Annotated in this window: 22 protein-coding genes, 1 pseudogene and 1 riboswitch; of the genes and pseudogenes, 15 read left to right on the top strand and 8 right to left on the bottom strand. The window is 67.1% G+C overall.

Annotated features, from left to right (window positions below; translation table 11 throughout):
• Positions 1 to 31: 31 nt before the first annotated feature.
• A pseudogene (locus ACN0RJ_RS19325) lies at positions 32 to 136 on the bottom strand (IS5/IS1182 family transposase); the annotation flags it as partial.
• Positions 137 to 416: 280 nt separating this feature from the next.
• On the bottom strand, positions 417 to 1,067 hold the full coding sequence (locus ACN0RJ_RS19320) for a GntR family transcriptional regulator (RefSeq protein ID WP_417722004.1): 651 nt from the start codon (positions 1,065 to 1,067) through the stop codon (positions 417 to 419).
• Positions 1,068 to 1,282: 215 nt separating this feature from the next.
• Here ACN0RJ_RS19320 and ACN0RJ_RS19315 point away from each other — a divergent pair, with 215 nt between their 5' ends.
• From ACN0RJ_RS19315 to ACN0RJ_RS19275, 9 genes are all read left to right on the top strand, one after another.
• Positions 1,283 to 2,287, top strand: a complete 1,005-nt coding sequence (locus ACN0RJ_RS19315) for a TRAP transporter substrate-binding protein (RefSeq protein ID WP_417725329.1) — start codon at positions 1,283 to 1,285, stop codon at positions 2,285 to 2,287.
• A gap of 121 nt (positions 2,288 to 2,408) precedes the next feature.
• Positions 2,409 to 2,894 (top strand): TRAP transporter small permease, encoded by a 486-nt coding sequence (locus ACN0RJ_RS19310; protein ID WP_417725328.1) that lies wholly within the window; start codon positions 2,409 to 2,411, stop codon positions 2,892 to 2,894.
• Complete coding sequence (locus ACN0RJ_RS19305; RefSeq protein WP_417725327.1) at positions 2,894 to 4,174, top strand: TRAP transporter large permease; 1,281 nt, start codon at positions 2,894 to 2,896, stop codon at positions 4,172 to 4,174. Before ACN0RJ_RS19310 ends, ACN0RJ_RS19305 begins: the two co-directional genes overlap by 1 nt.
• A gap of 57 nt (positions 4,175 to 4,231) precedes the next feature.
• The gene (locus tag ACN0RJ_RS19300; RefSeq protein ID WP_417725326.1) at positions 4,232 to 5,311 is read left to right on the top strand and encodes an Ldh family oxidoreductase; all 1,080 of its coding nucleotides are present in this window, start codon (positions 4,232 to 4,234) and stop codon (positions 5,309 to 5,311) included.
• Positions 5,304 to 6,344 carry a Zn-dependent oxidoreductase gene (locus ACN0RJ_RS19295; protein ID WP_417725325.1) on the top strand — a complete coding sequence of 347 codons (1,041 nt, stop codon included), beginning with the start codon at positions 5,304 to 5,306 and terminating at the stop codon, positions 6,342 to 6,344. Before ACN0RJ_RS19300 ends, ACN0RJ_RS19295 begins: the two co-directional genes overlap by 8 nt.
• Positions 6,345 to 6,387: 43 nt before the next feature.
• A complete protein-coding gene (locus tag ACN0RJ_RS19290) occupies positions 6,388 to 7,572 on the top strand; it encodes an enolase C-terminal domain-like protein (RefSeq protein WP_417725324.1) in 1,185 nt (394 codons plus the stop codon).
• Between the two features lie 29 nt (positions 7,573 to 7,601).
• Complete coding sequence (locus ACN0RJ_RS19285; protein WP_417725323.1) at positions 7,602 to 8,342, top strand: SDR family oxidoreductase; 741 nt, start codon at positions 7,602 to 7,604, stop codon at positions 8,340 to 8,342.
• The gene (locus ACN0RJ_RS19280) at positions 8,329 to 9,255 is read left to right on the top strand and encodes a 2-dehydro-3-deoxygalactonokinase (protein WP_417725322.1); all 927 of its coding nucleotides are present in this window, start codon (positions 8,329 to 8,331) and stop codon (positions 9,253 to 9,255) included. Before ACN0RJ_RS19285 ends, ACN0RJ_RS19280 begins: the two co-directional genes overlap by 14 nt.
• A complete protein-coding gene (locus ACN0RJ_RS19275) occupies positions 9,252 to 9,902 on the top strand; it encodes a 2-dehydro-3-deoxy-6-phosphogalactonate aldolase (protein WP_417725321.1) in 651 nt (216 codons plus the stop codon). Before ACN0RJ_RS19280 ends, ACN0RJ_RS19275 begins: the two co-directional genes overlap by 4 nt.
• Positions 9,903 to 10,000: 98 nt before the next feature.
• On the opposite strand, the gene ACN0RJ_RS19270 is transcribed toward ACN0RJ_RS19275, so the two are convergent.
• Entirely contained in the window at positions 10,001 to 10,453 is a 453-nt protein-coding gene (locus tag ACN0RJ_RS19270; protein WP_417725387.1) for a MarR family winged helix-turn-helix transcriptional regulator, read from the bottom strand.
• A 197-nt stretch (positions 10,454 to 10,650) separates the two neighbouring features.
• Here ACN0RJ_RS19270 and ACN0RJ_RS19265 point away from each other — a divergent pair, with 197 nt between their 5' ends.
• The 4 genes from ACN0RJ_RS19265 (at position 10,651) to ACN0RJ_RS19250 (ending at position 14,881) form a co-directional block, all read left to right on the top strand.
• Complete coding sequence (locus tag ACN0RJ_RS19265; protein ID WP_417725320.1) at positions 10,651 to 11,808, top strand: M20 aminoacylase family protein; 1,158 nt, start codon at positions 10,651 to 10,653, stop codon at positions 11,806 to 11,808.
• A 53-nt stretch (positions 11,809 to 11,861) separates the two neighbouring features.
• Complete coding sequence (locus ACN0RJ_RS19260) at positions 11,862 to 12,599, top strand: DUF5058 family protein (protein WP_417721992.1); 738 nt, start codon at positions 11,862 to 11,864, stop codon at positions 12,597 to 12,599.
• A gap of 27 nt (positions 12,600 to 12,626) precedes the next feature.
• Positions 12,627 to 13,334: a hypothetical protein gene (locus tag ACN0RJ_RS19255; protein ID WP_417725319.1), complete on the top strand. Its 708-nt coding sequence runs from the start codon at positions 12,627 to 12,629 to the stop codon at positions 13,332 to 13,334.
• Between the two features lie 148 nt (positions 13,335 to 13,482).
• Positions 13,483 to 13,578: riboswitch (glycine riboswitch) on the top strand.
• A 43-nt stretch (positions 13,579 to 13,621) separates the two neighbouring features.
• Positions 13,622 to 14,881, top strand: coding sequence for a D-amino acid dehydrogenase (locus ACN0RJ_RS19250; protein WP_417725318.1), 1,260 nt, complete (start codon positions 13,622 to 13,624; stop codon positions 14,879 to 14,881).
• A gap of 84 nt (positions 14,882 to 14,965) precedes the next feature.
• On the opposite strand, the gene ACN0RJ_RS19245 is transcribed toward ACN0RJ_RS19250, so the two are convergent.
• The 5 genes from ACN0RJ_RS19245 to ACN0RJ_RS19225 form a co-directional block, all read right to left on the bottom strand.
• Entirely contained in the window at positions 14,966 to 15,109 is a 144-nt protein-coding gene (locus ACN0RJ_RS19245; RefSeq protein ID WP_417721989.1) for a hypothetical protein, read from the bottom strand.
• On the bottom strand, positions 15,106 to 15,462 hold the full coding sequence (locus tag ACN0RJ_RS19240; protein ID WP_417725317.1) for an alpha/beta fold hydrolase: 357 nt from the start codon (positions 15,460 to 15,462) through the stop codon (positions 15,106 to 15,108). The genes ACN0RJ_RS19245 and ACN0RJ_RS19240 overlap by 4 nt, the downstream gene beginning before the upstream one ends.
• Before the next feature lie 45 nt (positions 15,463 to 15,507).
• Positions 15,508 to 15,999 (bottom strand): hypothetical protein, encoded by a 492-nt coding sequence (locus ACN0RJ_RS19235; RefSeq protein WP_417725316.1) that lies wholly within the window; start codon positions 15,997 to 15,999, stop codon positions 15,508 to 15,510.
• A gap of 84 nt (positions 16,000 to 16,083) precedes the next feature.
• Entirely contained in the window at positions 16,084 to 16,275 is a 192-nt protein-coding gene (locus ACN0RJ_RS19230; RefSeq protein ID WP_417725315.1) for a hypothetical protein, read from the bottom strand.
• 99 nt (positions 16,276 to 16,374) lie between these two features.
• Positions 16,375 to 16,914: a helix-turn-helix domain-containing protein gene (locus ACN0RJ_RS19225; RefSeq protein ID WP_417725314.1), complete on the bottom strand. Its 540-nt coding sequence runs from the start codon at positions 16,912 to 16,914 to the stop codon at positions 16,375 to 16,377.
• 572 nt (positions 16,915 to 17,486) lie between these two features.
• Here ACN0RJ_RS19225 and ACN0RJ_RS19220 point away from each other — a divergent pair.
• Entirely contained in the window at positions 17,487 to 18,041 is a 555-nt protein-coding gene (locus ACN0RJ_RS19220; protein ID WP_417725313.1) for an AMP-binding protein, read from the top strand.
• Complete coding sequence (locus ACN0RJ_RS19215) at positions 18,042 to 20,018, top strand: AMP-binding protein (RefSeq protein ID WP_417725312.1); 1,977 nt, start codon at positions 18,042 to 18,044, stop codon at positions 20,016 to 20,018.
• Position 20,019 lies beyond the last annotated feature (1 nt).

Here is a 20,019-nt window from a genome sequence, read left to right as displayed (position 1 = left end):
AGCGAACGCGGCCGGAGCGACCGTCCCCGGGTCATGTTGAAAAATGGCGTGGCCACAGACGGACCGCTGTCATGTCGATGACGCGCGGATAGCTCTCCGCAGTCCTGTCGTAACGGGTGGCGTCGCGACTTGCGGATAGGGATGACGGGCTCGGGGCGGGCGGTGTCAGGATGAATCGTTCAAAGAACACCCGTCCCGCGGCCGACATCATGTCTCGTGCCGAGCGGTTCTCCATCGCGCATGTCAGTTTGGATCACGACCGTCGCGCCACCCATGCCGCGAGGCCGAGTAGGGCCGGAAACTCGCGCCACCCCGCCCGGGACGGCGGGAAACGTTCCGCTCGTACGGCCATTACCCGCACCCTGTCAGCCCGCTTGCCGATCAGGCCTCTGCTGCCGCTCCACTGACCCGGTCGTTCAGAGAAAATAGGCGAAGGTGATCTTGCGCGATTCCTCGACATGTTCCGCGACCCTGCGACCGACGGCCTCTTCGTCCCGGCTCAGGAACGCTTCGATGATGTCGAGATGTTCCCGGATGGATCGGTCCGCGGGGTCGTAGGGCCGCGAGACCTTGATGCGGATGCGGTGGTTGTGATCGAGCACGTTCTGCATCGAGGCGAGCAGGAACCTGTTGCGGCAGCCCTTCAGGAACTGATCGTGCAGTTCGCGGTCCAGCGCGATGTAGTAATGGCGCAGCGTGCGTTCGTCCGGGGATTGCGGCGGCTCGAGGATCTTGCGGCGCAGGTCCAGCAGCCAATCCACGTTGTCCGCCAGCCGGCACGCCTGTTGGACGATGAAGGGCTCGTTCAGGATGCGCATCTGATAGATGTCGCGGATGAGATCGGCGGTGATGTCCGAGACGATCATCCCCTTGCTGGGATAGATCTGCAGGAACCCTTCCTCGGCGAGACGCTTGCAGGCCTCGCGGACCGGGGTGCGGCCGAGGCCCAGCTCCTTTTCCAGCCAGTCTTCGGAAACGTCGCGGCCGGGCTCCAGCCTGCCCTCGATGATTTTCGCCTTGATCGCCGCGTAGGCCTCTCCGCCCTTGGTTTTCGGAATGGGGCGCATCTTGGTTCCTGGTTCCCGCTTTCGAAGTGAGGGCACAGTAATGACCGACCTTTTGTCATGCAACCGATATGTCGGTTGCATGGTGGACATATACATGTTAGCGATTCTGCCATCCCGGAGCGGGAGGAGCGCCCGGAGCAATCGCCATCGCCATGCTGCCGGGGGCTGTCGTCCGGGCTGCAGGGCCATGTTCCAATCACAGGAGGAGACACATCATGAAGTTCAGGATCACCCGCGCGGCTGCCGTCGCGGCGAGCATTCTCTCGATCAGCGTCGGCGCGGCGAGCGCTGCCGATTTCAAGATCCGGTTTTCGGTCGGCCCCGGTCCGGATCAGCCTGCGGCCATCGCGGCGCAGCAGTTCGCCGATGCGGTCGCCGCGCGCAGCGAGGGTGCGGTCGAAGTCAGCGTCTACCCGTCCGAGCAGCTCGGCGGAGAGCCGGAAGTCATGCAGGGTATCCGCATCGGCGGGATCCAGATGGCCTTCATGAGCCCCGGCGCCGTCGGCAACCTCATGCCCGACTACGGCATTCTGAACGGCCCGTTCCTCTGGAAGGACTGGGACACCGCCAGAAAGGTGCTGGATGGTCCCTTCGGTCAATCGCTGAACGAGGAACTGCGCGAGTCCTCGGGCATCCGCGTCCTCGACACCCAATGGTACTGGGGCTGGCGCCAGATGACCGCCGAAAAGCCGATCCGCAGCGTCGAGGACATGCAGGGCATGAAGATGCGCTCGCCCAACATCCCGGTGTTCGTCGGCATGTTCGAGGCGCTCGGCGCGAACCCGACCGCGATCAATTTCCAGGAGATCTATTCGGCGCTTCAGCAGGGCGTCGCGGATGGCGAGGAAAATCCGATCCCGGCGATCTGGTCGCAGCGCTTCTACGAGGTGAACCCGTTCATCTCGATGACGAACCACATCCTCCAGACCAACCTGATCATCGTCAACGACGCGTTCTTCATGTCGCTTCCCGAGGAATACCGGACGATCATCGAGGAAGAGATCAGGAAGGCCGGTGTCGCCAACACCGAGATGCAGATGCAGGCCGAAGCCGATCTTGTCGCGAAGATCAGGGAAGAGGGCGGCACGATCGTCGAGGACGTGGACCGCGAGTCGTTCCGCAAGGCGACGGAGGCGGTCTATTCCGACCTCGCCGATACCTGGTCCGAGGGTCTGTACGACCGCGTGCAGGACGCCATCGCGGCGGTCACCGACAACTGAGACGCCATCCGCCGTGTCGCGGCTTCGGCCGCGGCACCCGCGCCCTGCCGCCGCGTGGCCCCTCGAGGGGGTGCGCGCAGGGGCGCCGCGCGGGCGGCATGCCGGAACCTACGAGGGAGCCATGTGGAAATTACTCTACAAGTTGGAACTGATCACGGGAGCGATCGCCCTGTCGTCGTTTTCCGTGTTGATCGTCGTCGGAGTCTTCACCCGCTACGTGATGAACTTTCCCGTCGCCTGGGCGGAAGAAGCCAGCCTGATCGCCTTTGCCTGGCTCCTGTTCATCGGCGGCGCGATCTGTGCCCAGGAGAACACCCATGTGATCATCGAGATCATCATGCCAGAGCGCGGCACCGGACAGCACCGCGCGATGGAGACCGGCGCAAGCCTGGTGGCCGCGATGGTCTGCGCGATCATGACCTACGTGTCGTTCCGCTACACCGTCGAGGCCGCACCGATGATGACGGCCATGCTGCGGCTGTCCACCGCCGTCTACAACAGCGCCGCCCCGGCGGGATTTGCGCTCATGACACTTCACCTGCTGCGTCACGGCTATCTCGCCTTCACGCGGGCAGAGCCTGACCACCCCGCGGAAAATGGAATTTGATGATGTTCGGTTGGATCCTCCTGCTTCTGATCGTCCTGATCGTCCTGCGTGTGCGCCTGGCATTCGCGTTGTTGCTCGTCTCGCTGGTCTATTTCTGGTTCGCGGACATCCCCAACCAGATCATTCCCTCGCGGATCATGGCCGCGACGCAGTCCTTCCCGCTGCTGGCCATTCCGCTGTTCATCCTTGCCGGCAATCTCATGAACAAGACCGGGATGACCGAGCGACTCTTCCGCTTCTCGACGGCCGCGCTGCGCAGCGTTCCGGGCGGGCTCGGCCATGTGGTCGTCGTGGTCGGAATGCTGATGGCGGGCACGTCGGGCGCCGCGATCGCGGATGCCGCGGCGCTCGCGCGCATCTCGGTCGACGAGATGGAAAAGAACGGCTATCCGCGGCCGCTCGGGTCGGTCATCTGCGCCTTTGCCGCGACAATGGGTCCGCTGATCCCGCCGAGCATCATGTTCATCATCTTCAGCTGGCTCGCGGGCGTCTCGGTGAACCGCCTGTTCATCGCCGGTGCCATTCCCGGCCTGCTGGTCGGCGTGTTCATGATGATCACCATCCTGATCCTGCTGCGCAACAAGCGGACCGGGGATGCGCCCGTGCGCACCACCCTTGCCGAGATCCTGACCACCGGACGCGCCGCGTTCTGGCCGATCATCATGCCCGTGGTCGTCCTGGGCGGGATCATCGCCGGGATCTTCACCGCGACCGAAGCGGCGGCCATCGCGGTCGTCTATGCGCTCCTCGTCGGCGGCGTGATCTTTCGCAAGCTGAACGCAACGCTGGTGTGGGAGGCGCTGCACGAAACCGTCGTCACCTCGTCGGCGATCATGCTGATCGTCGCCGCGTCCTATCCCTTCGGCTGGATCCTGTCCGCGGAACAGGTGCCGCAAGGCGTCCTGGCCTACACGACCGGCATCTCCGAGAACCCCATCGTGCTTCTGCTCATCGTCAATCTGATGCTGCTCCTGCTGGGGATGATCATGGAAACGACCGCGGTTCTGCTGATCGTCGTGCCGATGCTCCTGCCGCTGATGTCCTCCATCGGTGTCGATCCGATCCAGTTCGGCGTCATCGTCAGCGCGAACCTGCTGCTCGGAACGATCACGCCACCCTTCGGCATCCTGATGTTCACCGTCTGCTCGATCACCAATGTCAGCACGGTGGCGTTCCAGAAGGCGGCAATCCCCTTCTACATCGCCTTCCTGCTGTTGATCTGCCTCGTGACCTACGTCCCGGCGGTGTCCCTGTGGCTGCCTTCGGTGCTGTTGGACTGAACGGAAATGGAGATTTCGAGTGAACCCCAACCGATTTCACCACGGGAGCCCATCGGAATGATGCGTGTCGACACCGCTGCCTGCCGCGCCTTCGCCCGCGACGCGCTGCATGCGAAAGGCCTGCGCGAGGATCTCGCCGGGCAGACTGCGGGGATCCTGATCGAAGCCGATCTGATGGGGCACAACACCCACGGGATCGCGCAGCTTCCGGCTTACCTGCAACAGATCGACCTGGGCGGGATGGCCTGCGACGGCGCCTTCGAGGTCACGCGGGATGCTCCGGCCGCCTTTGCGATCGCCGGCAACCGGCTTCCGGGGGCGCATGTGCTGACCCACGCTCTGCGCGAGGCGCTCGAACGCAGCAGGGTGCATCCGGTCGTGACCGCGACCATAGCGGATTGTTTCCACATCGGTGCGCTGCAGACCTACCTGCCTCCGGTGATCGAGCAGGGCCGCATCGCGCTGATCTTCACGACCGATCCCGGCGCAAGTTCCGTGGCCCCTTTCGGTGCCGTCGAGCCGGTGCTGACCTCCAATCCGCTGGCCTTCGCGGTGCCGGGCGCGCGGCCGATCATGGCCGACATCTGCACCTCGCTGATCAGCAACGGGACGGCGGCACAGGCCCGGCAGGCCGGCGAAACCCTGCCGGGCGCCTATGTGCTCGGCAGCGACGGCCGGACGACGGACGACCCGGAGGCTCTCTTTGCGGATCCGCCGGGCACCATTCTGCCGCTTGGCGGGACCGGGTTCGGCCACAAGGGCTTTGCCCTCGGCCTGCTGGTCGAGACGCTGGCGCTCGCCGTGCCCGGATACGGCCGGTCCCGGTCGCGCACCACCCATGGCGAGGGGGTGTTCGTGCAGGTGATCGACCCGGGGTTCTTTGCCGGGGATGCGGTCTTTGCCGCGGAAATCGACGCGCTGACCGGGGCCTGCGTCTCGGCCCGGGCGGCGGACGGCTCGACCCCGGTGCGCCTTCCGGGGCAGGGCGCGACGCGCCGCCGCAAGGAGCAACTGGACCGCGGCCTGCGTCTGGCACCGCATATGATCCGCGCAATGGAACTGGCATCGCAGGGCACCGGCGTCTCCATGCCGCCCGCGCTGCCGGATCGCGCAACCGGAGGCAGGGCCCATGACTGACCGCACAACGATGAAATGCGTGCTGGTCGAAGCGCCGCACAGCATGCGGATCGACGAGCGGCCCGTGCCCCGGCCGACGCAGGGCCAGGTCCGCGTCAGGGTCCATTTCGCAGGCATTTGCGGCTCGGACCTGCACATCTATCACGGCGACCACCCCTACGTGGAATTCCCGCGCGTGATCGGTCACGAATTCGCCGGCGTCATTGATGCCGTCGGCTCCGGGGTGCCGCAGTCACGCATCGGCGAGCGCGTCGCCGTGACCCCCGTCATCAGTTGCAGCGACTGCACGTCCTGCCGGGCGGGCCGGCCCAACGTCTGCCTGAACCTCAAGGTGGTCGGGGTGCATGTCGAAGGCGGATTTGCCGAATACTGCTGCGTGCCCGAGGCCCTTGCCTGCGCCTTGCCCGCCGGTGTCGACGACCGCTCGGCCGCCACGGTCGAGCCGTTCTCGATTGCTGCGAACATGCTGTCCCGGACGGGAGTATCCGCCGACGACTGCGCGCTCGTCTACGGCGCCGGGCCCATCGGCATGACGGTCGTTCAGGCCCTGAAGGGGGTTCACGGCGTCGCGCCCCTGATCGTTGCCGACCGGCTCGACGACCGCCTCGACCGGGCGCGTTCGGCGGGGGCGGACATGGTCATCAATGTCGACCGCACCCCGCTGGACGAAACGCTTGCGCGGCACGGGCTGGCACCGACCCTCATCATCGACGCGGCCTGCCATCCCGCCATTCTGGAACAGGCCATGCGGATCGCGGCCCCGGCGGCGCGGATCGGGCTGATGGGGTTCGGCGCCACCCCGAGTGCCGTCTCCCAGCAGATCCTGAACCGCAAGGAGCTGACGATCTGCGCCTCGCGGCTCAACAATCTGAAATTCCCCGAAGTGATCGAATGGATGCGCAGGGGACAGATCAACCCGGCGCAGTTCATCAGCCACACCTTCGCCGCGCATCGCGTGCAGGAGGCATTCGATCTGCTCGAAACCGATCCGACGGCCTGCAGCAAAGTGCTTTTGGATTTCACCGCGGCATGACGGGCCCCTGCAACACGGCAGGCGCCATCTGGAGAACAACACCATGAACATTGTGAAAGTCGAAGCCCGGCACGTCCCGCAATCCATGTGGGGCAACTTCTGGCAGCAGCAGAAAAGCGTCCGCGGCCCGAGCCCGATGAACGAGTTCGCCCGCCGCGGCGATGGCTGGTCCTGGTACACCTGGCCGCAGGGCATCACCGTCGTGCGGGTCACGCTGGAGGACGGCACCACCGGCATCGGCTATGCCGAGGACGGTATCGGCGTCGCGACCCTGATGGTGAACGCGCATCTCGCGCGCATCGCCACGGGTCTCGATGCCTGGTCGACCGAGGCGATCTGGGAACAGATGTACCGCGCGTCCATCGTCTATGGCCGCAAGGGTGCCGCGCTTCTGGCGATCAGCGCCATCGACATCGCGATCTGGGACGCGCTCGGCAAGGTCGCGAATGTCCCGGTCTACAAGCTTCTGGGCGGGCACCATCAGAAGCAGGTCCGCGCCTATGCGAGCAAGGTGCAGCCGGACGATGACCTGAACGAGGTCAAGCGCATGGCCCGCGACTATGTCGAGCGCGGCTACACCGCGATCAAGGCGAACTTTCCCTACGGGCCGGCCGACGGGCGCGCGGGGCTTGCCGCCAACATCCGCTACATCGCCGCGATCCGCGACGAGCTGGGCGACGGCATCGACCTGATGACCGATGCCTACATGGGCTGGAACCGCCCCTTCGCGCTCGAGATGATCCGCGAGCTGCGTCCGTACTCGCTGCGTTGGGTCGAGGAACCCCTCATCCCCGACGACGTCACCGGCCATGCCATGCTGCGCGACCAGCACTTCGTGCCCATCGCGACCGGCGAACACGAGTTCTCGCGCCACGGCTTCCAGCACCTGCTGGACGCGGGCGCGGCCGACGTGCTGCAACCTGACGTGCACCGCGTGGGCGGGCTGACGGAATTCCGCCGCGTGGCGCAGATGGCCTCCGGGTCCGGTATCGAGGTGACGCCGCATGTCTATTCGGCCGCCACGCTTCACGGCGTACTGTCCCAGCCGAATTGCACCTGGATCGAACATCTCACGAACCCGTCCTACTGGGGGCTGGCGGAGCGGGTCAGTCCGCTCTTCCTCGGGGAACCCGAAGTGGTCGACGGCAAACCGTGCCTGCCGACCGAACCGGGCATAGGCTTGCGCATCAACACCGATGCCGTCCCCGAACTCGTCGACTGGGCCTGATCGGGGCAGAACCACGGAAAGGATCGAACATGGCGCATGAAACGCTCAAGGGGAAAACGGCCTGGATCATCGGAGGCGGCAGCGGTCTGGGGGCGGCCTCGGCCGAGGCGCTCGCGGCCGGTGGCGCGCATGTGTGCCTGTCGGGCCGGCGCCGCGATGCGCTCGAGACGGTCGCGGACCGCATTGCCCGGGCCGGCGGATCGGCAGAGGTCCAGGTTCTGGATGTGGCGAACCGCGATGCCGTGACCGCCACCGCCAGCGCCGTCGGCGGCGTCGATATCCTCGTCTACAGTGCCGGAACCAACGTGCCGACCCGCGCTCTGGAAACGCTGGACGGCGACGACTGGGAGCGGATCGTCTCCATCAACCTGAGCGGCGCGCTGTACTGCGTTCAGGCCGTTCTGCCGGGAATGCGCGCAAGGAACAGCGGGACGGTCGTCGTGATATCCTCCTGGGCCGGGTGGCGTATGGAGCCGGTGGCCGGTGTCTCCTATTCGGCGACCAAGCATGCCCTGCCGGCGCTCTGCGAGACGATCAACATCGAGGAAGGGCAGCGCGGTATCCGCGCGACCTGCCTCATGCCCGCCGAAGCCGCGACCGATGTTCTGGACACCCGTCCGAACCCGCCTTCGGCCGAGGCCCGCGCGCGCATGCTCCAGGCCTCCGACATCGGGGATGCCGTCGCGTTCGTCGCCTCCGCGCCCGCGCGGGTCTGCATGAATCAGATCGTGATGAGCCCGCTGCACAACAACTTCTATGCGACCCGCTAATCCGGGAACCTTCGTCGCGGTCGACTGGGGCACGTCCAGTTTCCGCCTTTGGGTGCTGGACGGGTCCGGCCGCATCCTCGGCGAAAGCCGCGGCCCGGACGGGATGGTTCCGGCGGCGCGGGACGGGTTTTCGACCGTTCTGGCCCGCCATCTCGACAGGGCCGATGCGCCCGAGGGCGCGCCGGTCGTCATCTCGGGCATGGCGGGGGCCCGGCTAGGCTGGGTGGAGACACCCTATCTGCCGGTGGGCCGCGACCTCCGCGACCTTGCGACGGCGGCCCGACCGGTCGCGTTTGCCGGTCGTGCCGTCCATGTTCTTCCCGGCGTCTCGCGCGCGGAGCGGACCCGGGCGGATGTGATGCGCGGAGAGGAGACGCAGGTGCTCGGCCTGCTGCAGAAATCGGACAGCGTCGAGCGCATCGTCATGCCCGGAACCCATTCCAAATGGGTCCGGGTCAAAGGTCGGGTCATCGTCGATTTCTCGACCTTTCTGACCGGCGAGCTCTTCGCGGTCCTGACGGCGCATTCGACACTGGCCTCCGTCATGCAGGGCAACGAGGCGCCCGGCCAGACCGGCGATTTCGACGACGCCGTGCGGAGCGCGCTGGACCATCCGGCTGCGGCGCTGGAACGGCTGTTCGGCCTTCGCGCCGCCGGCCTGCTGGGGTTCGACCCGCCCGGCACATTGCGCACGAGGCTCTCGGGTCTCCTGATCGGCGCAGAGGTGGGGCTGGCACGGGCGCGCTTCGGCACCGGGCCGGTCACCCTCGTGGCGGCGGGCGGTACGAGCGGGCTTTACGAGCGGGCGCTTCGGCTGGCGGGCCTCGCTGTCACGCCGGAAGATTCCGAAACCGCGGCGCGGGCGGGTCTGCTCGCTGCCGCCCGTACACTTCATCCGGAGATCCTTTCGTGACAACGCGCATTCCCTGGCCCGATCTGGGCCGAAACCTCGTCGCCATCCTGCGCGGCATCACGCCGGACGATGCGCCGGGGCATGTCGCGGCTCTCATCGAGCTCGGGTTCGAAGCGGTCGAAGTCCCGTTGAATTCGCCCGAGCCCTTCACGACCATCGCCGACCTTGTCCGCCGGTTCGGCACCGACTCGCTGATCGGCGCGGGGACCGTGCTCGATCCCGCGGATTGCAACAGGCTTGCCGATCTCGGTGCGCGCTTTGTCGTGACACCCAATACCGACCCCGAGGTGATACGGGCCTCGGTCGGGGGCGGCATGATAACCATGCCCGGCGTCCTCACCCCGAGCGAGGCGTTGCTCGCCTGGCGGTCCGGAGCCTCGGCGCTCAAGGTCTTTCCGGCAAGTGTCCCCGGCCCGGACGGCATCGCCGCGATGTGCGCCGTCCTTCCGCCGGACGTGCCGGTCGGCGTGGTCGGGGGCGTGTCCGACATTACCCTGCCGCAGTACTACGCCGGAAACGCCAGAATTTTCGGCATGTCGACCAGCCTCTACCGGCCCGGCGATGACGTCGCGACGCTGCGCAACAAGGCGACCCGGATCCTGGCCGCATATGAGGCCTGCAGGGGAGGTGGAGGTCCGGGCACCTGACCCCACCGGTCCCCGAGGGTCCGCGACGCATCCGCTTCGAAAATCCGAACCTGGAGAACCGACTGGCGGGGCCGGTGACGGGAAAGACCTCGGGCCGGTCAGTCCGGCGCGGCGGCGGCCCCGGCAAGCGCCTCGCGCGTGAGGTCGTCGAAGCGGTCGCTGTCGACCCAGGTCGCAAGCACGTTGAGGGTCTCGACCAGGGTCTGCACCTGCGCCTCGTCCAGCGGCGCGAACAGCACCTCCAGACCGCGCTCGGATACGGCATCCGCCTTGCGCCGCGCCTCGCGGCCGCGTTCGAGCGTGTAAAGCTCGAAGCGTCGCGCGTCGTGCTCCGAGTTGCGCCGCTCCACGTAGCCCTCGCGCACCAGTTGCTGGATCATGCGCGAGACATGGCTGCGCTCCAGCCCGGCGGCCTTCACGATGTCGGCAAAGGTGATCCCCGGCTCGTCGTCGATCAGACGCAGCACGCGGACGGCGCGAATCTCCAGACCGCAGGCTTCCACGAATCCCTGGTGCCCGGCCTCGTTCGCTGCGTTCGACAAGGCGTGCATCTGGAAGACCGGGTTGCCCTTCCTGAATCCCTTCGACCAACCGCGCGCCATGTCGACCTCTTCCAGCACAAAAAATAGGCGCAGAATGCAATAATCTGCGGATGAGACCGATTCAACCACAAAAAAACGCTTCCAACAATGGTATCAGGCTGCAACTATCTTATTACGCAACTTACTGAGGGTCACTTGCCATGGGCATGATTGAAGACATCGAAGCGCGGAAACACGAATTCGTGGCCTGGCGCCACGCGCTGCACGAGAACCCCGGCATCGGTTTCCAGGAAGGCTTTGCCGCCGATATGGTCGAGAAGAAGCTGACGGAATTCGGCTTTGACGAGGTCCACACCGGCATCGGCAGGACCGGTGTCGTCGGCGTGCTGAAGGGCAAGCGCGCGTCGAACCGGGCCATCGGCCTGCGGGCCGACATGGATGCGCTGCCCATCGCCGAGGAAACCGGCAAGCCCTATGCCTCGAAGACCCCCGGCGTGATGCACGCCTGCGGTCATGACGGGCATACCGCCACGCTGCTCGCCTCGGCCTGGCACCTGTCGCGCAGCCGGGATTTCGCGGGCACGGTCTATTTCATCTTCCAGCCGGCCGAGGAAGGACTCGGCGGCGCGCTGGCGATGATCGAGGACGGGCTGCTCGACCGCTTTCCCTGCGACCGTGTCTATGCCTACCACAACATGCCCGGCTTCGACCTCGGCCACATCTACACCCGCCACGGCACGATGGCGGCGGGCTGCACCTTCTTCACCATCCTCGTGCAGGGCATGGGCGGCCATGCGGCGCTGCCTTCCAAGACCATCGACACCACGCAGATCGCCAGCAACATCGTGATGACCGCGCAGAGCATCGTGGCGCGCAACGTCGATCCCAACGAGACCGGCGTCGTCTCCTTCACCGATGTCTACGCCGGGACCAACAGCCACAACGTCATCCCCGACAAGGCAACGCTCAAGGGCTGCCTGCGCTACTACGACAAGGCGGTCGGCGAGCAGATGAAGGCCCGCCTGCAGGAGATCGCGCGCGGTGTGGCGGCGACCTACGGCGGCAGTGCCGAAATCGAGTACGACGACAACTTCGTCCCGATGATCAACGCGCAGGAACCGACCGACATGGCGCTCGATGTCGCGCGCAAGCTGGTCGGCGAGGACAAGGTGCACGCGGACTTCGCGCCGCTCTCCGGCAGCGAGGACTTTGCCTACATGACCGAGCACGCGCCCGGCAACTACATCTGCGTCGGCGCGGGACCGGGTGCGAATCCGCACCATCCGAAGTATGATTTCAACGACGAGATCCTGACCACCGCCGCCAGCTACTTCTGCCGCCTGATCGAGACGGAACTGGCCTGAGCCACCCCCCTCGCGCCTCTCGTGCGAGGGGCGCCCAGCTTTCGGAGCTCTCCATGGAAGACGTCCTATCCCTTGCCAACGGGCCCGTCATGTGGGTCTTTGCCACCTGCATCGTCGCGGTCGTCGTCGTTCAGGCCTTTCTCTACCTGCGCATGACGCTCGCCTTTTCCGACCGCTTCGCGATCCTGAGCCCGGACGAGCGCAGCACGGTCTACAAGACCGCCGCGATCAACTCGATCGGTCCGGCCATCGCCATCTTCTTCGTCGCCGTCTCGCTGATCGCCATGGTCGGCGGCCCGGTCACGCTGATGCGGGTCGGGGTGATCGGGTCGGCGGTCTTCGAATTCGTCGCCGCGGATGCCGGGGCCAAGGCCGTCGGCGCCCGGCTCGGCACCGACAGCTACACGTTGCAGGCCTTCACCACGTCGGTCTGGGTGATGACGCTCGGCGGCATGGGCTGGCTGCTCAGCACTTTCTTTCTCACCAGGAACCTCGGCAAGGCGCAGGACAGGCTCAACGCCACCAACCCGGCGCTGATCAAGGCCATGGCCACCGTGACCCCGGTCGCCATCTTCGCCACGCTGATCGCCAATACCGCGGTCGACAAGAGCTGGCTGTCCGATGTCACCATCGCCGTCGACGACCTTTCGGCCATCGCCGCCGGCGCCATCGCGATGATCGCGCTGAACGCCTTCGGCACCCGCTGGTCCTGGCTGCGCGAATGGAGCGTCGGCCTCAGCCTCGTCGCCGGCATGACCGCCGGCCACATCGCCGCCATCGCCACCGCCTGATCCGCATAGAGCAAGAGGACCCCAATCATGTCAGATACTTCGCTCGACACCTACTATGCCTCCCGCTTCGTGCCCCTTGCCCACCGGGTCGGCCGCGGCACGCTGCTCGTCGCCATGATCCTGTGCCTGGTGCCGCCGCTGTACCTGTCGCTGGTGCTGGGCGCCTATCCCGGGTTCGGACCCATCCTGAACGGCTTCCTGTCCATCGCCGCCTTCGTCGGCATCATGTGGTTGATCGAGCCGGTCTCCTACTTCCCGATGCTCGGGGTCTGCGGCAGCTACATGAGCTTCCTTTCGGGCAACATCGGCAACATGCGCGTGCCGGTGGTGATCTCCTGCCAGACCGCCATCGGGGCCGAAACCGGCAGCAAGAAGGCCGAGGTCGCGGCGGTGATCGGCATTGCCGTCTCGGTTCTGGTCAACCTCGTGTTCCTGCTCGCGCTGGTGCTGGTCGGCAGCGCGCTGATCGACGTGATGCCCGCCCCCGTGGCGCTCGCGGTCAAGGAATACACCCTTCCGGCGCTCTACGGCGCGGTTTGCGTGATGTTCTTCAACAGCGCCCCGCGAAAGTTCGGGCTGACCGGGCTGGCCGTCGCAGCGGCGATCTTCCTGTCGCCGCTGCCCGAGATGTTCGGCACCACCGCGGCGGGCGTTCTGGCCCTGCTGACCAGCGTCGCCGTGACCCGGGGCCGCCGCGCCCGGCTGGACGGCGGGCAGCCAGCCGGCACGAACTGATCGTCGGATCGCCATGACCCCATGACACTGTCGCCTCCCCGGACCGGGGGTGCGTCGCCGAAGTCACCAAGGTTCGGACAGGAGAGACGGGCAAAGGCCCGCGCCGACGGAGCAACGCCCCGGAAACTCTCAGGCCCAGGTACTGCCGAACCGACACTCTGGAGAGAGATGCAGCCGCATCCGCCGAAGGAAGAAGCCGCGACGCCGCGGTGACGCTCTCAGGCAAAAGGACAGAGGGGGAATGCGCCGGTCCCGGCGTGTTCGAACCCATTGCCCGAGAGGCACACATGAACTCAATCGCCGTCATCGGCGCCGGGATCACCGGCGTCACCACTGCCTACGAACTGATGCAACGCGGCTTTGCCGTCACCGTCTACGACCGCAACCGCTATGCCGCCATGGACACGAGCTTTGCCAACGGCGGCCAGCTTTCGGCCTCCAATGCCGAGGTCTGGAACCACCCCGCCACCATCGCCAAGGGTCTGAAATGGCTGCTCAGGCCCGACGCGCCGCTGTCGCTGAGCCTGGCCCCGAGCTGGCACAAGTATTCCTGGCTGGCCGGGTTCATCGGCAATATCCCGAACTACCGCACCAACACCATCGAGACCGCCCGGCTTGCCGTGGCGGCCCGGCAGCGGATGCGCGACATCGCGGAGGCCGAGCGGATCGCCTTCGACCGCGACGACCGGGGCATCCTGCATGTCTATGCCTCCGCCTCCGAAATGGCGCACGCGCGGCGGGTCTCGGACCTGCTCGCCGCGGGAGGGGTCGAGCGGAGCGAGCTTGACGCCGACGCGGTCCGGCGGCTGGAGCCCCGGCTGAAAGGCGATTTCCTCGGCGGCTTCCACACACCGGGCGATGCGACCGGCGACATCCATCTCTTTGCCACCGGCCTTGCGGCGGCCTGCGTCCGGCAGGGCGCGTCGTTCCGCATGGGTAGCGAGATCGTCGATTGCCGCACCGGACGCGACGGGGTCGCGATCCGCTACCGCGATGCCGGTGGCGCGCTCCGGCAGTCGTCCCATGCCGCCGTGGTGGTCTGTGCCGGAGTCGGCAGCCGCGCGCTGGCGCGCGGCCTCGGCGACCGGCTCAACGTCTACCCGGTCAAGGGCTATTCGATCACCGTCAACCTGACCGATGAGGCATCGCGTGCCGCCGCGCCGCAGCTCAGCCTGCTCGACGATGCGGCCAAGATCGTCACCAGCCGGCTCGGGCCGGACCGGTTCCGCGTCGCCGGCACCGCCGAATTCGCCGGGACGAACCGCGATATCCGGGACTGCCGCATCCGTCCGCTGGTGGCGTGGGTGAACCGCTGCTTCCCCGGCGTCTCCACCCGGCAGGTGGTGCCCTGGGCGGGACTGCGTCCGATGATGCCCTCGATGATGCCCAGGGTCGGTCCCGGCAGCCGCTCCGGCGTCTTCTACAACACCGGGCACGGGCACCTCGGCTGGACGCTCTCGGCGGCCACCGCCGAACTGGTCGCGCGCTCCGTCGAGGCCCATTTCGGCAGCGCCCGCGTGACCGGCCATGCCGGAAAGGCGGCATGATCGCGGACGGGGGCGAAGGCTCAGCAGGCAGCCGGCGACGAACGAGGCTTTCAGCCCCGGAACGATGCTGCCGCCGTCGATTTCTCACGGGGCGACCGGCCGGGCGCAGGGGGTGACGGTGACCGGGTGGGCCGGATCGGCGGCGCCCGCCTTGCGCCGGGCAAGGGCTTCCGGGTCGGGCTCTGCGGTCAGGGAAAGGATGAGGGCAAGGAACCGATCAGGGCTCATGGTCGGTCTCCTGTCGTGTCACGGGTCGGCGCAATGTGGAATTCCGGCTTCAGCGCCTCGGTGCAGGTCGCATTGACCGGCGCGTCGGGGTCCTCGAGAAAGCCGATGGCGACGTCGCGGGCGCATTGCGAGAACTGGATCACGGCGTGCCCGGCTTCGGGGAACGGCACGGCCTCCCCGTCGGGGAGGGTCCGCAGCACCATTTCGGTCGCGTCCGGATTGGTCCTGGTGTCCTTGGTTCCGGCCATGGCCAGCACCGGAATCCCGCTGACCACGGGGTCATGGTAGCCGTCGCGCGGATGCTTCTCGAACAGGTCGCAGACATCGTAGAGGATCAGCGTGCCATCCCGCACCCCGGGATCTATCTCGGGAAAGCGGTAGGAGGCGGCGACGGCGTCCTAGCCCTCGCGGGAGTTGAAGGGATAATCCTCCTGGCAGGCGATGATCCCGAGGGTGAACATCATCCGCGCCTGCGAGGTGATATCGGCGGAATCCGTCTTGGCCCGGATGCAGAAGGCGGCGACATCCTCTTCCGTCATGGCGGAGAGCAGGGCCATCGGGCGGGGTTTCTCGGTGTCGGGGATGTGGGTTTCGAGGAAGGTTTCGCTCAGCCGCCGGCCGGCGGCGTGGATCGTCTCTTCGAGGTCCGGATAGGCGGCGGCGCAGGCCGTATCCGCCTTGCAGTAGTCGACCATCCAGCCGAGGGCCTGGTCGACCGGAACGCCGTTGGTGTCATGGGCAGGGTTGTCGACCCGGCTGATGCTGTCGATCACCAGGCTGCGCAGACCCTCGGGCGCGGACCGCAGCCGTTCCTGGCCCGGCTTGGTGCCGTAGGAGAGGCCGAAGGCGTTGTATTCGGGATAACCCGGCGCGGACATGACCGCGCGCACGTCCAGCGCGCTTTGCGTGGTGTCGCAGGGGGCAAGGTCGGTGCCCGCCGCGATGGTTTCGGTCAGGCATTTGCCCGGCGGTTCCTAGGCGTCGAAGAGTTTCTTCTCGTCGGGGCTGGCGAACTGGACGAAGTCCTCGGCCAGCTCGTTGTAGCAGCCGTCCGGTCCGATCCTGACCGGCTCGCCACGATGGAGGGGCAGACCGCGCTCCCTTCGCGCGAAAGCGGTGAAGCCTTCGCCAGTGGCGGCGGTCGCTTCGGGCGCAACTCCGTTCATGGCTCCACCTCCTCACGCTCCGCTTCCGATGACGGCCATCGCCACCCTCTCGGGCCAACTCGACCCGCCGTTGACGCCAGGGGGATCGGGTGCCCCCAGCTATCCGGATCGCGGGCCGCCTGTCCGGATTGCGCCCGTGCCCCCCTCGGCCCGCCACAGCTTGGCCGACGGCGCCTCGCCATAGGCGGCGCGATAGGCCTCTGCAAAGCTGCCGAGGTGGGAAAATCCGCAGTCGAGCGCCATCGCGGTGACCGTGGCGCCGGACCCGGCCAGAAGATGCAGGCCTTCCGAACCGATGACCCCGTCGAGCGCAAACATCAGGCGCAGGTGTTCCACCACGAGCGCGGCGAACAGATCGGAGGCGGGAGAGTGGATCAGGGTCGGCGCCGGTGAGGCCGGATCGCTGAAGAGGTAATGCAGCAACGCCCCGAACCCGGCGAGCGCCGCAGCCGAGGTGGCAAGCACGGGATCGGCCTGATGTCCGGGAAGGGCATGCCGCACCGGACCCGCGTCCGGCGGGATCTTGGCCACATGGGCGCGGAAGCCGCGGTGATCGTCGCGTTCCACCCGCGTCCAGCGCTCGGAAGGGCCGAGGGCGAGGGCGGTCCCGGCCTGGATCATCCGGGTCCGGCGTTCCATCCGGACCTGCATGCGGCCCCGTATCGGCATCATGATCGTCAGGAACCTGTCGTCGACAGGGTCGATTTCATGTCCGGACGACGCCCCGTTCAGCAGGCTGGTGCCGATGGTGGCGAATTCCGCCTGCGCCGCGGATGACCCGAAGGCCGCTTTGCGCCGTTGCGGGCGTTGCGCGGATGGGACTGCAATACGCTGCGCCGGACCGGCCTCCGTCCAGCCAGGTAACCGTGGGGCCCGCCCGAACCCGTCGCGACCCTGCGGCATCCTCCGGCAAGCCCCGCGTGCCCGGCGGCAGGCACGGTTCGGACAAGGGGCAAAGGCCTGAGCGAGCCCATCACGCCGACGCAGCGAGGGCCCCTGCGTTCCGGCGTCACACCGAACGCGCGCGGACGAGGGCGGCCCGATTTCTGCGTGAAGACCCACGCGCGGACCAGCGGTCTTTCACCCGTCCTAGGGGCAAGGCCGGGTGCCGCGCACGACATGCGGCCTCGGGGATCCAATTATCTTGACTGATTTACTCTGACAATATAGCGAGCGCGGCTGTCGCCTGTCCCCAACCATGTCGAGGCTCCATGTTCCACAGCTCTGCCGCCCTCTCCGCATTCGGGGACATGCCTGCGCTTGTGTCGGACAATCGGATCACGACCTATGCCGAACTTGCCGCGGCGGCGGAGCGGTTCGCTCAAAGGTTCCCGAAGCGGCGGGGGCTGGTCGCGATCGAAATCGCCCCCACCCCGACCGCCATCGCCGCCTATCTCGGGGCGCTTCAGGCGGGCCATGCGGTCATGCCGCTCCCTTCGGGAGAGCCCGAACTGGCGGTGGATCTCGAGAAAAGGTTCCGCCCGTCGGCCGGCTGGCGGCGGCACGGGGGGCGGTTCCGGATGCACCATCACGACGGCGCGGCCGAAGTGCATCCCGATCTGGGCCTGCTGCTGACGACGTCCGGCAGCACCGGGCAGGGGCGCGGGGTCCGGCTCGGCATGGGCGCGGTCTCCGCCAATGCCGGGTCGATTGCGGAGTACCTCGAGATCACCGCGAAGGATCGGGCGGCGCTGGTCTTGCCGCTCCACTACTCCTACGGGCTCTCGGTGCTCCACTCCCACCTGCTGCGCGGCGCGAGCATCTAATTGTCCGAAGGCTCCATTCTCGACCCGGACTTCCTTCCCGGCCTCGCGGCGTCGGGCGCGACGAGCCTTGCCGGCGTGCCGCACCATTTCCGCATGCTCGAAACGGCGCTTTCCGGCGCGGATCTGCCGCCCCGCCTGACCTGCCTCACCGTTGCGGGAGGGGCGATGCCCTGCGCCGAGGTCCTGCACTGGACGAAGAGGCTCCGCGAGCGGGACGGCAGGTTCTTTGCGATGTACGGACAAACCGAGGCGACCGCGCGGATTTCCTACCTGCCCCACGACATGGCCGAACACGCGCCGGATGCGATCGGGCGCGCGATCCCGGGCGGCGCGCTGTCGCTGAGGGATGACGGCGGACGTACGATACGGGGCACGGGCCGCGAAGGCGAGCTGATCTATCGCGGGCCCAACGTGATGATGGGCTATGCGAGCGATGGAAGCGACCTTGTCGGCGGGGCCGACCTCGACGAACTGGCGACGGGCGATCTTGCGACGCTCGGCGACGACGGCTTCTATCGCATCACCGGACGCAAGACGCGCATGTCCAAGATTGCCGGTCTCCGGATTGGGCACGACGCATTGGAAAAGGCTCTGGGCCTGTCGGGTCGCGAGGCGGCCATCTGGGGCGACGACGCGCATCTCCGGGTCGCCGCGGCCGGGGCGGATGACGCCTTGCGCGCCCGGGTCGCGCAGCTTGCGGGTATCGGGGAGCATCATGTCATCCTCGTGCCCTGCGCGGCGCTGCCACGGCTCGGCAACGGGAAGATCGACTACCAGGCGCTGAAATCGCAGGCGGTGGCGCCCGCGCGTCACGACCTGCTCGCCGCCTATGCGCGCTGCTTTGCCCCGACCCCGGTGCAGCGCAGGGACAGCTTCGCCAGCCTCGGGGGCGACTCCCTGCAGCATGTCGAGATGTCGCTCGTGGTCGACGAGCGTCTGGGGGGTCTTCCGGTCGGATGGGAAGAGCGCAGCATCGCGGATCTCGAAGCGGCCGGGACGCGCCCCCGGTCGAGCCACGTCTCCATGCCGCTGCTCGCCCGCGCGCTGGCGATCCTCGCGGTGGTGACCGCCCACCAGACGCTCTGGCCGGTCTACGGCGGCGCCGCGGCGATGGTCATCCTGCTGGGAATGAGCGTCGCCGAGCATCGCGCGAAGTTCCTGGTCGCGGGTGACGCGGGAGCCTTTCTTGCGCCGCTCGGGCGGGTGCTGATCCCCTATTTCGTCATCCTGTTCGGCTATGCCCTGGCCTGGCAGCAAATTCCCTGGGTCTCGGTGGCGATGCTCGGCAATTTCGCGATCACGAAGCCCGAAACCCACCTGATGCTGCCCTACCTCTACTGGTTCGTCGAAGCATATGTGCAGATATGCCTGCTGCTGGTCGTTCTTTTCCGGTCCGGGCGGATGCGCCGCCGGCTTTCGAGGTCGTTGTTCGGCACCGGCCTCGCGCTGTTTGCCGGGGCGGCGGTGCTTAGGCTGACCGTGCCCGAGATATGGCCGCTCCCGGCCGGCAGATCACAGTTTTCCGTTCCTTGGGTCTTCTACCTCTTTGCCATCGGCTGGTGCATCGCCGCCGCGAAAAGCCTCGAGCAGCGCATCCTGGTGCTGGCCCTGGCCATGGTGATGCTGCCGCTGGCGGCCTGGCTGGGCGGCAACTGGTACGGCTCCTGGAGCAAGTACCTCAGCCTGCTCGCCCTGTGCGGATTGCTGCTTTTCGTCGAGAGGGTGCCGATGCCGCGCCTTGCGGTGAGGGGGATCATGCGCATCGCGCAGGCGGCCTTTCCGATCTACCTCCTGCACCGGTTTGCGCCGGAGCTTCTGCTGCAGCCCCTGAAACCGGTCGTTTCCGACGCCGTCTTCGACGCGCTGGCCATCGCCGGCGGCATCGCCTTGGGGCTGGTCGCGGCGCGCGGTTTTTCCGCGCTCACGTCGACCTTGCTCGGCGTGGTCGTGCCGAGGCTGCGCGTCAGGTCCGCGTAGA

Source organism: Salipiger sp. (assembly GCF_048261495.1).
Lineage (GTDB): Bacteria > Pseudomonadota > Alphaproteobacteria > Rhodobacterales > Rhodobacteraceae > Salipiger.
This window is presented reverse-complemented; position numbering and strand designations above follow the sequence as displayed.